At 67.1% G+C, this 11646-nt stretch carries 13 protein-coding genes and 3 pseudogenes; 6 read left to right on the top strand and 10 right to left on the bottom strand.

Going from position 1 to position 11646, the window contains the following annotated elements:
• From ABT115_RS06565 to ABT115_RS06555, 3 genes and pseudogenes are all read left to right on the top strand, one after another.
• Positions 1–459 (top strand): tectonin domain-containing protein (locus tag ABT115_RS06565; protein ID WP_351784715.1); only part of this gene is annotated, 459 nt, incomplete at its 5' end.
• A 189-nt stretch (positions 460–648) separates the two neighbouring features.
• The gene (locus ABT115_RS06560) at positions 649–1302 is read left to right on the top strand and encodes a TOPRIM nucleotidyl transferase/hydrolase domain-containing protein (RefSeq protein ID WP_351784870.1); all 654 of its coding nucleotides are present in this window, start codon (positions 649–651) and stop codon (positions 1300–1302) included.
• A 60-nt stretch (positions 1303–1362) separates the two neighbouring features.
• Positions 1363–2602 (top strand): annotated as a pseudogene (locus tag ABT115_RS06555) (IS110 family RNA-guided transposase).
• Between the two features lie 3 nt (positions 2603–2605).
• On the opposite strand, the gene ABT115_RS06550 reads toward ABT115_RS06555, so the two are convergent.
• The 7 genes and pseudogenes from ABT115_RS06550 to ABT115_RS06520 form a co-directional block, all read right to left on the bottom strand.
• The gene (locus ABT115_RS06550; RefSeq protein WP_351784713.1) at positions 2606–3301 is read right to left on the bottom strand and encodes a hypothetical protein; all 696 of its coding nucleotides are present in this window, start codon (positions 3299–3301) and stop codon (positions 2606–2608) included.
• A gap of 319 nt (positions 3302–3620) precedes the next feature.
• The gene (locus ABT115_RS06545) at positions 3621–5381 is read right to left on the bottom strand and encodes an ABC-three component system protein (RefSeq protein ID WP_351784711.1); all 1761 of its coding nucleotides are present in this window, start codon (positions 5379–5381) and stop codon (positions 3621–3623) included.
• Entirely contained in the window at positions 5359–5625 is a 267-nt protein-coding gene (locus ABT115_RS06540) for an ABC-three component system middle component 6 (RefSeq protein WP_351784709.1), read from the bottom strand. Before ABT115_RS06540 ends, ABT115_RS06545 begins: the two co-directional genes overlap by 23 nt.
• Positions 5622–5810: an ABC-three component system protein gene (locus ABT115_RS06535; RefSeq protein ID WP_351784707.1), complete on the bottom strand. Its 189-nt coding sequence runs from the start codon at positions 5808–5810 to the stop codon at positions 5622–5624. Before ABT115_RS06535 ends, ABT115_RS06540 begins: the two co-directional genes overlap by 4 nt.
• Before the next feature lie 89 nt (positions 5811–5899).
• Entirely contained in the window at positions 5900–6556 is a 657-nt protein-coding gene (locus ABT115_RS06530; RefSeq protein ID WP_351784705.1) for a hypothetical protein, read from the bottom strand.
• An 80-nt stretch (positions 6557–6636) separates the two neighbouring features.
• Positions 6637–6873, bottom strand: a pseudogene (locus ABT115_RS06525) (helicase associated domain-containing protein); the annotation flags it as partial.
• 142 nt (positions 6874–7015) lie between these two features.
• A pseudogene (locus ABT115_RS06520) lies at positions 7016–7306 on the bottom strand (transposase); the annotation flags it as partial.
• 139 nt (positions 7307–7445) lie between these two features.
• Here ABT115_RS06520 and ABT115_RS06515 point away from each other — a divergent pair.
• Together ABT115_RS06515 and ABT115_RS06510 are read left to right on the top strand one after the other, a co-directional pair.
• Complete coding sequence (locus ABT115_RS06515) at positions 7446–7985, top strand: SMI1/KNR4 family protein (protein WP_351784703.1); 540 nt, start codon at positions 7446–7448, stop codon at positions 7983–7985.
• A gap of 89 nt (positions 7986–8074) precedes the next feature.
• Positions 8075–8539 carry a hypothetical protein gene (locus tag ABT115_RS06510; protein WP_351784701.1) on the top strand — a complete coding sequence of 155 codons (465 nt, stop codon included), beginning with the start codon at positions 8075–8077 and terminating at the stop codon, positions 8537–8539.
• Positions 8540–8769: 230 nt separating this feature from the next.
• Here the strand turns inward: ABT115_RS06510 and ABT115_RS06505 are convergent, their stop codons facing one another.
• On the bottom strand, positions 8770–8976 hold the full coding sequence (locus tag ABT115_RS06505) for a DUF397 domain-containing protein (protein WP_351784699.1): 207 nt from the start codon (positions 8974–8976) through the stop codon (positions 8770–8772).
• Positions 8973–9854, bottom strand: coding sequence for a helix-turn-helix domain-containing protein (locus ABT115_RS06500; protein ID WP_351784697.1), 882 nt, complete (start codon positions 9852–9854; stop codon positions 8973–8975). Before ABT115_RS06500 ends, ABT115_RS06505 begins: the two co-directional genes overlap by 4 nt.
• A 215-nt stretch (positions 9855–10069) precedes the next feature.
• Between ABT115_RS06500 and ABT115_RS06495 the strand changes: the two genes are divergently transcribed.
• Complete coding sequence (locus tag ABT115_RS06495) at positions 10070–10474, top strand: ATP-binding protein (protein WP_351784695.1); 405 nt, start codon at positions 10070–10072, stop codon at positions 10472–10474.
• A 176-nt stretch (positions 10475–10650) separates the two neighbouring features.
• Here ABT115_RS06495 and ABT115_RS06490 read toward each other — a convergent pair whose 3' ends face one another.
• Positions 10651–11628 (bottom strand): ArsR/SmtB family transcription factor, encoded by a 978-nt coding sequence (locus ABT115_RS06490; protein ID WP_351784693.1) that lies wholly within the window; start codon positions 11626–11628, stop codon positions 10651–10653.
• Between the last annotated feature and the right edge of the window lie 18 nt (positions 11629–11646).

The following is an 11646-nucleotide window of genomic DNA, read 5'->3' as shown; positions in this document are numbered from 1 at the left end:
TGGGTCCCCGTCTCAGGCGGCCTGACCCGCATTTCGGCCGGGTCCAGGACCCACGTCTGGGGCGTGAACTCCCTGGGCCAGATGTACCGGTACACGGGCCACGACTCAAACCCCTGGGTAGGCATCCCCGGCAAGGCCGTCGACATCGGCGTGGCAGCCGACGGCACCGTATGGCACGTCAACGAAGCAGGCGCGATCTACCGGTACACCGGAGACCAGGGCTCCACAGACTGGGTCCCCGTCTCAGGCGGCCTGACCCGCATTTCGGCCGGGTCCAGGACCCACGTCTGGGGCGTGAACTCCCTGGGCCAGATGTACCGGTACACCGGCCACGACTCCAACCCGTGGGTAGGCATCCCCGGCAAGGCCGTCGACATCGGCGTGGCAGCCGACGGCACCGTATGGCACGTCAACGAAGCAGGCGGAATCTACCGGTACACCGGAGACCAGCCGAGCTGATCCCGGAAACCGGCGAAGGTGGGCCCACGCGTCGTGTGCGTGGGCCCACCTTCGTTCCCGCTGGGGACTGTCGCCCGGTGATCCGGTCGGCAATCACGAGCCGAGCGGCCCCTGGACGACATGGGCCGGGAAAACGTGTATGCGTACGGGATCCCCGCCGTGCAGGATGACGTCGGGAAGCGAGGTCTCGTGGACGAGTTGAGGCGATTCAGCCAGGCGGCGGTCGCATGGGCGGCCGACGGAGCGGAGTCGGGCACGGCAGCCGCGGAGGCGCGGGAACTGGCCGATGGTGTGCGTACGGTCGTGCTCGTCGAGGGAAGCAGCGACCAGGTCGCGATCGAAGCCCTGGCCACGCGCCACGGCCGCGAACTGAGCACGGATGGCATCGCGGTGGTACCGCTCGGCGGCGCGATGAGCATCGGGCGCTTCCTGGACGTGTGCGGCCCGCCGGGGCTCGGCCTCCCGCTGGCGGGTCTCTGCGACATCGGCGAGGAGCGGCACTTCCGGCGCCACCTGGAACGGGTCGGGCTCGGCTCCGGTCTCACCCGCGCCGGACTGGAGACCCTCGGGTTCCAGGTGTGCGTGGACGACCTGGAGGACGAGCTGATCCGCGCCCTCGGGGCCGAGGGCGTACAGCAGGTGATCGAGGCCCAGGGCGAGATGCGCCCCTTCCGTACGTTCCAGGGCCAGCCGGCGCAGCGGGAACGCCCCGTGGAACACCAACTGCGACGGTTCATGGGCACGCACAGCGGCCGCAAGGCACTGTACGCGCAGGCGCTGATCGCACACCTGGACCTCAAGCGCGTCCCCCGACCACTGGAGCGACTCCTCACACACGTCTAGTGCGCCGTGCGGCCGCGCGTGCTCGCGTTCGAGAACGGCACCGGAGAAGGGGCGGGATCCATGGACGTGTTCTGCGGGATCGACTGGGCGGAGGGACACCACGACGTCGCGCTCGTCGACGACACCGGCAAGCTGCTGGCCAAGTGCCGGATCAACGACGACCTGGACGGCTACCGGCCACTGCTGGACCTCCTGGCCGAGCACGGCGACACCGCCGAGACGCCGATCCCGGTGGCCATCGAGACCAGCCGCGGCCTACTGGTCGCCACGCTGAGGCAGGGCCCCCGGAAGATCTACGCGGTCAACCCGATGGCGGCCTCCCGCTACCGCGACCGGCACGAAGTCAGCCGCAAGAAGTCGGACCCGGGCGACGCCCTGGTGCTGGCGAACATCATCCGCACCGACGCGCCGGTGCACCGCCCAATGCCCGCCGACACTGACCCGGCCCAGGCCGTCGCGGTCCTGGCCCGCGCACAGCAGGACGCGGTCTGGAACCGCCAGCAGGTCGCCAACCAGCTGCGGTCCGCTGCGGGAGTACTTCCCGGGCGGTGATCGAGGCGTTCAAGGACAAGCCGGGAACCCTGACCCGCCCCGATGCCCGCCGCATCCTCGCCGTCGCGCCCACACCTGCCCTGGCCGCCAAGCTGCAGATGTGGAAGCTGACCGCCATGCTCAAGGGAGCCGGCCGCCGCCGCGCATCGAAACCGACGCCGAACGAATCCAGCAGCTCTTCCGCCAGGAAGCTCCACGACGGCTGCTCCTCGTCGAAGACGCCATGGGCAAGCAGGCACAGGCCCTGCTGCTGCAGCTGGACGCGGCCTGCCAGGCGGTCGATGACCTGGCGCGGGCCACCGAGGAAGCCTTTCGGTCACACCCGGACGCGGCGATCATGCTGAGCTTCCCCGGGATCGGTCCCCAGGTCGGCGCCCGCATCCTGGGCGAGATCGGTGACGACAGGAGCCGGTTCGCCACGGCTGGAGGACTGAAGGCATACGCTGGCTCCGCCCCGGTCACGCGGGCTTCCGGCAAGCGCCGTTATGTCGGTCGCCGGTTCGTGAAGAACAACCGGCTCAACCACGTCGGCCACCTGTGGGCCTTCGCCTCCATCAGCGGTTCATCCGGCGCGGACGCCCACTACCGGCGCCGCCGGGCCGGAGGGGACTGGCACATGCAGGCTCTGCGGCACCTGTTCAACCGCATGCTGGGGCAGCTGCATCACTGCCTCCTCGCCCGCGTTCCTTTCGACGAAGCCATCGCTTTCCCTCCAGGGGCTGCGATGCTCCAGCCGGCCAGTTCATAGGGCTCAGGGCATGAAGGCAGTCGACACGCGAGCCAGGTCTTCCGGCGTAAGGGCGAAGCCATTGGACGGGTTCCGGTACGAGTACGCGCCGTCGTCCACGCGGACACCGTTCCTGCTGGTCCAGCGGGAGGCCCATCCCGCACCTTGGCCCTCAACGAGAGCGGCAGCGAGTTCTTCGGGGGCCTCAATGGCAGTAAGGACGCTGAGAGCTGCCATCAGGCGGTGCTCTGCGTCGTCCGGGATGTTGTCGTCTCCGAGCGCGGGCAGCAGCAGCAGGAGGCGGCGGTGTGGATCGGTTGTGCTGCCACCGGGCAGCCCGTTGTCGACGGCGGAGAACAACTCGAGCCAGGACAGGGCGGGACCCATGAAGTGCCCGTCGACCTTGGCCAGCAACAGTGCCCGCTCCCAGCTGGGGTGATGCAGGAGGTAGTCGACACCGGGGTCGTCCTTCCACGCTCGGTAGACGACGTGGAGGAGGTGCCCGGCGGCCAGCGGGATGGTGAAGACGGGCCACTCCGCCCGCTCCCGCAGCTCCCGGTGGAACACCTCGGCCGCCTCGTAGTCCGCACCGAAGAGCAGCTCTTCCGCGTCCTCGTCGTGCGCACACGAGTACAGGTGGCCAAGCCAGAAGAGAGGTTCCTGCAGCAGCTCTGGCTCGTGGACGAGAGGGTGACCGTCGTACCCGGGTATCTCCATCATGCCGATCATCATGCCGCCTACCCGGGTGCCCTTAACCGATCGGCCCCCGATGCTCCGGGGCCAGGCCGCGAAGCCTCGCGTGCGTCATCACGGCGATGCTGACTACGAAATCCCACGGTGCATCTTGACGGCTTAGGTGTCTTTCCTCGCGATAGCCGAGGGAAGAGGTCGACCGGGGCGGTGTCTACCGGCATCCGATCCGGTACGTGCGTCTGCGCCTGGACGCGAGCATGGAGGACGTGCCCGGTTCGGCGGGGGCCCGGCCACGCCCGCCGGGTGAGCCGCGTGGCCGGGCGCGTGTCGTGCGGTCGGGTAGGCACTATGCCTTGCCTGCGGCTTTGAAGCGGAAGCCGAAGAGGCCGCCCTCTTCGTCGTCGGTGAGGCGGGGGCTACGGATGTGGGGTTCAGGGTTGAATCCCCGCTGGGCAGCGGTGCTGAGGGTGTCGGTGTTGAGAGTGACGATGTACTGCATGTGCTCTTCCTCCGTCACTTCGGCTGCGAGCGCGAGGGCTCGCGCGACCTGCCGTTCGTCGACGCCGTCGTAGAGGTGGCTGTCGTGAATGAGGAAGTCAGGGCCGCGCTCGTGGCGGTGTGCAAGGACGGCCAGGGTGAGGTCGAAGCAGAAGATGACCATGTTGTTGATGCCGCGGCTGTCGTCGGCGTCGATCCGGGGCGTGATACTCAGGCTGCTACGGCCGGCCTCGATCGCGAGGTAGGCTTCGCGGCCCTCGCCGTACAGGCGCTGGGCGTACTGGGAGAACAGCAGGATTGCTTCGCCTGTCTGCTGCCGGCGCTCTCGGAGGTCGAGGTCGACGGCCTGTTGCAGTTCAACGCTCTTGGCGGTGATCTGGCGGGCGCTGGCTTCAAGGGCCTGCGCTGCTTCGAATCGGTGGCGAAGGGCACCGAGAGCGGCCTCTTCCCGACCCAGGGCTGTCTGCAGGGCGGTCAGCGCTTCCAGCGCTCCACCGTCCGCCAGCTCGCGCAGAAGGCGGGCCTGGTCTTCGCCCAGGTCGGCACGTTCCTGACGCCGGGCGGCCAGGCGTTCGGTGAGTTCCTGGATCTCCTCCTCCAGGAACCTGCGCCGGTTGCGTACGACGGAGTGGTGGAACGCTTTGACGTCCTCGAAGCGACGCCGGACCTGGTCGTTGAGGATGACCCCGAGCTCGCGGTAGGCCGGCTCGAGGTAGGACACCTCGACGTCGGTGGTCTCGGTGACCGCGCCCCGGAGTTCTTCAAGGTTGTGCTGGTCGATCACGTCTTCCTGGGCGAGCTGCTTGATCCGGCGGCTTACCTGGTCTGCGCGCTCTTTGAGGCGCTCGTACTCAGGGACAACCTGGAAGGCGGCAACCTGCGCCCGCAGCCGTTCGACCTGTGCCTCGGCGAGAGTGATCTGGCCCCTCAGATCGGCCGTGGACCCGACGATCCGTCCCCATACGGGATCGTTGACGGCTTTCCTCAGCTGGTCTCTGGTCGCCTTGCGGGCATTGAGCTCGCGGTATCCGTTGACCAGCTGCCAGTCCAGCCCCAGGAGGTAGGCCAGGTTGGACGATGCTTCCGCGGCGGCCTGCCGGGAGAACGTCCGGGTCGGCTCGTTGAAGCCGTGAGCGGAGACACGGCGGATGAGGAACGACAGGAGCGTGCGACCGCTCACTCCGGGATGGTCGCCCTCCAGCCCGAAGAGGTCCCGCTCGATAACGCGATTCCACTGATCAACGGACAGCTCGACGTCCTGGCCGTCGGTGAAGAGCGTGTCGGCCGGCACGCCGGGTACATCTCGGCTCAGCGACACGACCTTGGGACTGTCTCCGCGCCGTCGTACCTCGAGCGGATTGTCCTGCCATGGCCAGTCCATAGCGAGGCTGAAGGTGATGTGGCGCAGGGCCTTGTTCGTGGCAAGCGACCCGGAGGATTTAGCTCCCAGAAGGAAGTGAACGAGTTCGATCACGCTTGACTTGCCGGCACTGTTACGGCTGTCGGTCTCAGCCGACGACGAGGTGGTGTCCGCGACTAGCAGGTTCAGTCCCGGTGAGAACTCCACCGTTTTGAACCGCGCGTCGTCAGCGCTCAGACGGCGCAGCATCCGTACTCCTTGTGACGAGAACGTCCTGGGCCAGCTCCACCGCGCCCATGGCGAAGAGGATGTCCAGGGCCAGAACGAACCACTCGAACGATACCGGCGAGGTATAGGTCTGATCAGCGCGCCAGCTCTTCAGCCTCGCCCATGCCTGACTGACGGTCCGCGGTTCATCGAGTTGGAGGAGGACCTGCGCGCCGACAGCGAGCAGGCAGCGGTCAGGAGCGAGCCCCTTCGTCGGAGTGATCATGCGGTCAACCCGATGCCCGGCTGCCAGCCGACGGGCGGCGTCTCGAAGATGTCGCATCGTTCGAAAAAGTGCGCCAGGACAACAAGGGCGGCGCGCAGCACCTTCGGTCGCGGCTGGGCGTTCCCCAGGAAGTACATCTTGAGCTGCCAAAGGACATCGTCGGCGTCGCTGTAGTCGCGACGCACCTGCTGGTAGTGAGGCGGAAGCCCACCGCCACCTCGTCGTGCTCAAGCTCGCTTCTGGTGCCGGCGTAGAACGCGTCCACCAGATAGCTCTAACGCATGCCCCGGAGAAGGTCTTCCCGATCCGCTCCTTCGATCCGGTTGAAGTCCAGCTTCTCCACCGGCACGTCGGGCAAGGACATCAGAGGGTTGGACTCGGCGCGGATGTCCTGCAGCTGCTTCAGCAACGGCGCCAGGTCTTCCATCCCGATGCCGAAAGTCGTGTCCTTGATGGGAATCTCGCACCGAAGCACATCCTCCGCAGCCATCTGCGGAAGCTGCATGCACTCCTGCCACAGGCGCCGACTACCCATCTGCTCGAACTGAAGCAAGGGCATGCTGTCACGCGCGTCGGCCAACAAAGACGCCACTACAGGGTGCACACCCCGCCGGTCGTTGTGCACGAAGACGAAGGTGTCGAACTCACCGCTGCGCTTCTCAACCGCCCCCGAGAGATCCTTGTTCAGCTTCTTGCGGATTTCGTATGGATCGACCGTCTGGGGGCCGTAGCAGGCATACAGCTTTCGGGAATGCAGGCTGAGGCCGTCCGCTGACATGTCGCCGAGGCGCCCTGCAGTGCGCACGTCGATGAAATCGGGATACCGCGAGCACATTAAGCGGTGAAAGAAGTCTTCAAACTCGTTCTCGTAGAGCTCGGCCATCAACCCCAAGAACTTGATGTGTGCATACATCCGCTGCTCAAACCGCATGAACCCCCCTTGCGCACAGAACTGTCAGCGTAGCTGTGTGTAACTAGTCTCAACACCCCTTGATCGGATCTCCTTGCTGTTCATGCCCAGTCGACGCCCAGCTCCGCGAGTGCGTCCTGCTGGTCCTGGGTGAGTTTGTCTCGTCTCGTTTTGGTGTTCGAGACCCATACCCCGAGCTTCACGATCACCGGTTCCGTCTCGCCGTTGACCGCAATTTCTTCGCTGTGGCCGCGTGGCACGGGCCGGTGGGCGCCTTCCCGCGCGACCCACTGCGTGAGGGCCTGCACGCCGCGGTGGAAGGCCTGCTGCGCCTTGCTCAACGCTTCCTTCCGCGAGAACGCGGTGCACTGGGTGCCGCCGGTGCCAGATACCCAGCACAGTCCCATCGGCGGCCACGACCTCCTTGACCCGGATGAAGATCCGCCCCAGGTCCGCCGAGCGCTGCAGACGGCGCCGGAAGTACGTCAGCAACGACGGATCGAACGCCGTGTCGTTCAGCCCCAGCCCGCACGCCGCCTTCCACCGCAGGTCGCACCGCAGCTCCAGCACAGTCTCCACGTCCGAGGTCCCGAACAGGCTCTGCAGCAGCAGCACCGCCGTCGCCAACACCTGCGGCGGCAGGCTCGGCCGCCCGTTAGCCGAGGGATACATGTCCGCGAACATCTCCGGCGGCAGCAGCCGCTCACGGTGCTCGGCCAGAAACGCGAACACACTCCCCGCCGGGATCAGCTCCCGGCACGTCCCCCACACATCCGGCCCGACCGTCTCCCCGGCCCATTCCCCCTGCACACACAGCAGTGTGGCCCCGCGGGGCCACCAGCAGGGCCAGAACCCGAGATTTTCAGTGATCTTCTAGCCAGCTCCCCCACGGACGCACGAAGATCACTCAGTGACTGATGACGAACTGTTCGAGGCCGTCCGCGCTCGCGTGAAGGCGGGACAACCCACCGACTCGACCTCAACTCTGACGACACCCGAACCCGCCTCGCTGGACACGGTTGGGGATGCGGAGCGCACTACCGGTTACCGGCTACCGCCGCTGGTCCGTCGTCTTTACCTGGAGATCGCTGACGGCGGCGTCGGTCCGTTCCTCGGTTTCTCGCCCCTGCACGGCGAGGACATGGGCATGGTCAGCGGCTATCTCGACTACCTGAACGCCGAGCTGGACCCGGAGGACCCGCCCGCCCCGCCACCAGGTGTGCTGTTCTTCTGCGACTTCGGCTGCGCGATGTGGGCGCTGCTCGACTGCCGTCATCCCGAGGGCCAGATGTGGTGGTGGGAGGAAGGCGACCGCCACAAACTTGCCTTGACCTTCCCTCAGTGGATCCAGGCATGGCTCGACGGGCACCTCACCCACAAGTTCATGGCGGCACGGCAACTGCGGGACGAATCCTGGGTCGGACCGTGGGCCAACGAACAGCCCTACTAGGGCGCGTATTTGGTTGTGATCAGTAGGTGGTCCGGGTGAGGTGCTTGAGCCAGTTAAGGTGCACCGAAGTCAGGGATGGGGGGATCGCGTTGGAGCGACGGAAGCTGATCGGGATCGGGGCGGGGCTGGCGGTCCTACCCGCCTGGTGGGCCCTGCGTCAGGTGGTGAACGGGGCCAAGGGGGACTGGCACACCGACACCGCACCGTTGGAGCGGGCGTTCCCGCTGCTGAGCCCGCTAGCCGACGCCAAGTGGGTGAGCAGCCGGGACAACGACCGAGGCATACCGTCGCCGGAGCTGGTGATCTCGGGCTTCGCGCGGCTGACATCGGGGAAACTTGCCGAGCTGACAGCGGCCCACGCCTTCGTCTCCGAGGGGCCGGCCGATGACTTCTCCTCGTGGTTCGAGAAGCCGCTCAAGGGTGAGGGGCCGGAGAACCCGCAGTGGGTCCGTTCGCACGAGCTCGACCGCGACGGCAGCGGCTACTCCACCAACCTGTGGTTCGACCGTCGCAGCGACACCGTCCGCTTCTGGGCACTCAACCCGTACGGCTAGCTAGCACCCGCCACCGCTAGGTGTACTGACCTGTGAGGTTGGGGACGCGGCAGGCAACGTTTGCCCGTCAAGGAGCGGCGTCCGGTGCGTGCTCTCGGCGTGCCGGCCGGAAGCCCTCGTACCTGGACACGTACTTGGGCTTTCGTCCGGTGCGGCGAGAGTGCGTGCCGGGCGTCGCGACGGGGCGAACGTTGCCTGTCGCGGCACTAGCGCAGCCCACCCCGGATGCGTCAGCCTTCGAAGGCCCCGACCTTCACTCCGTCCATGAACGCCGCCCAGCCCTCCGGGGCGTAGAACTGGAGCCCGCCTTCAGGGTTCTTGCTGTCCCGGACGGCGCGGCCGCCGTCGGCAGTGCGGGCGACTTCGACGCAGTCCTGGCCTGCACTCTGGGAGGCGCTGGCCTTCTTGAACGCAGTCACGATCTCGTGGCGCTTCATTCCTCTTCCTTCTCGCTCTCCGGGATGTCACGCAGAGTCTTCCTGATGAACGCAAGGCTCTGATCCGGAGTCAGGGCGGCCGCAGTCAGGGCCTCAAAGATCCGGGCGTGGCCGGCCATCTCCTCAAGGTCTTCGAGGAGGACAGTGCTGGTCGTCGTGTCATAGGCAACAACCTCAGGCGCCGGCTCAGGACCGAAGCTGAGCATGACGAAGTGTGACGAGAGGTGAGCCGACCGCCACTCGGACATCGGGAGCACCTGAAGGCGCACGTTCTGCCGCTGGGCCACATTCAGCATGTGCAAAAGCTGCTCACGGTGCACCTTGGATGACGGCATGGGCGCCGTAAGCGCGGGCTCCCAGATGACCGCTGCGAACCGGGCACCGTCCTCCTCGATGAGGCTTCTCCGCATACGCCTCATCGCAACAGCCTCATCCACCGACTCGGCCGAATGCACTGCGAGGTCCGAACTCATCAACGTCCGGAGATAGTCGTCGGTTTGAAGCAGGCCAGGAATGAAGAGCGGTTGCCATGTCCGGATGAAGGTGGCATCGGTCTCCAGCGTGATGAAGTCGGCGAATTCCGCCTCCCTTGTCACCCAGCTGAAGTTGAGCCACCAGCCACGCTTGTTGGAGTCGCGCGCCAACTGCTCCAAGCGCTGGTAGACCGCACGGTCTTGCACCCCGTACAGCTCCAGGAGCAACCGAACATCGCCCGGACGAGCCGACACCTGGCCGGCCTCGATCCGACTGATCTTGGCCTTCGACCCCACGATGTGATCAGCAGCGTGCTGCTGGTCGAGCTTCGCCGCCTCGCGATACCTCCTGAGCACCGCACCAAGCCGCCTACTGCGCACAGTGGGGCGTCCACCTGCGGGCATATCCCCTCCTCTTACCGTGTGTGACCAGTCTGCACGCCAACGGACGCTACACGCCAGGCGCTTGAGACCGAGAGTGAAATGCAAATTCTCGCAAGCATTCAGTTGCACTGAAGCAGATTCTCGCCCTACCGTGAGATGCGTTACGCATCGTGCCTCGATGAGTGCATTACGTGACCGCGATCCCCCGTCTGCCCGCCCACGACCTCGGGAGACCCATGTCCGGGCGCACACACACCAAGAGATTCCGGGTCCGCAAGGACTCCGTCCCCGCCGCTCGACGCCACGTCGAGAGCGTCCTCACCGAGTGGAGACTCGGCGCGCTCATCGACGAGACGACGCTCCTTGCCAGCGAGTTGAGCACCAACGTCATCAGCCACGCCAAGGGCACCGGCGACTACTTCGAGCTCGGCTTACGCCGTCGCAACGGCACACTCGTCCTGGAGGTGTCCGACTCGTACCAGTGGCGGATGCCAGAGCTCCGCACCCCCACGCTCGACGACCTCTCCGGCCGGGGCCTGGTCATCGTGGACGCGCTCGCCGAGAAGTGGGGCGTACGGCCGCGCGACCCCGGCAAGACCGTGTGGGTCCACCTAAGCATCGAGCAGGCGAGGGTGCGTTGACGCAGCCCCTCAAAACCGTATGGCGTTGCGAAGCCACCGTTGTCGGACTCCTCGTCAGAGCCGAGCACGCCGATACCCCTGCGAAGGCGTTGATCTGGATGCGGGTCTCCGTGCGGACCCTGCTGCCCGGCCGCCCCCGCCTCCTCCCTCCGGCCGGTCCGGCCGGTCCGGCCAACTCAGTTGTCCCGCTGGGCCTCCACCAGCACGTCGCCCGCCTCCGTACGGAAGTACAGGACCGACCGGCCGGCCCGGCGACGACCGGCCAGGCCGCTGTCCAGCAACACCTTGAGGTGGCGGCCCACCGACCCCAGCCTCTGACCGGTCAGCGCCACCAGCTGAGTGCTGCTCTTCGGGCTGGAGAGGAGGACCAGGACCGCCGCCCGCGCGGGGCCGAGCAGGCGGGCCAGGCTGTCGGGCACCCGCGCCCGCCCCGCATCAGCCAGCGCGCCCGAACACGGGTAGACGACCGCGTACCGCTCGGCGTCGTCGTCCCAGGAGACCCAGCCGGTGCGCTGGGTGACCGGAACGAAGAACAGACGCACGCCGGCCAGTTGCTTCGGCGGGTAGTCGTGCGCATTGATCTGGAGCCGACTTCCGCCGAGCCACCGCATTCCCGGGCGCAGGCCGCTCAGGGCGGCGGCCCAACCACCCTGGCTCAGCTGCCCGGTGCGCGCGACGATGTCCGCCTCGATGATCCGGCGGCGGCGCGACCAGTCCGGCAGGACAGTGTGCTGCCAGACCCAGTGCAGTACGCCGGCGGCGCGCTGCGCCAAGTCGTCGCGGTCCAAGAGCTCGGGGAGCGGGCGTCCGCCCAGGGACACCATCAGGTCGGCGCGGGCGCGCTCAGGCGTGGTCGCCCGGACGGTGGCCAGTTCCTCCTCGAAGGACGGTGTGCCCTCACCGGTCGGTGTGGGGGTGATGAAGTCCGCGTTCCAACTGCCGCCGAGCGCTGCCGGTACGAGCCGGGCGGCGACCGGGTCGGCGGCCTGCCGTGCGCGGTGGGCGGGCAGGTGGGCGTCGAGCCAGGCCCGTTCGCCGGGATGCTCGGGCCGTCCCCTTTCCAAGGCGTTCAGGGCGGAGATGGTCTCGGCGAGTGGCGAGACGACGAACCGGCTCCCCGCTAGCGTGTCCGCGTTGATCTGCCACCAGCCCATGACGTTTCGCCTCCACGC

This window comes from Streptomyces sp. NPDC001832, from assembly GCF_040297265.1.
GTDB lineage: Bacteria > Actinomycetota > Actinomycetes > Streptomycetales > Streptomycetaceae > Streptomyces.
Note: the sequence above shows the minus strand (reverse complement) of the source record. Positions and strands in the feature narration are given on the sequence as shown.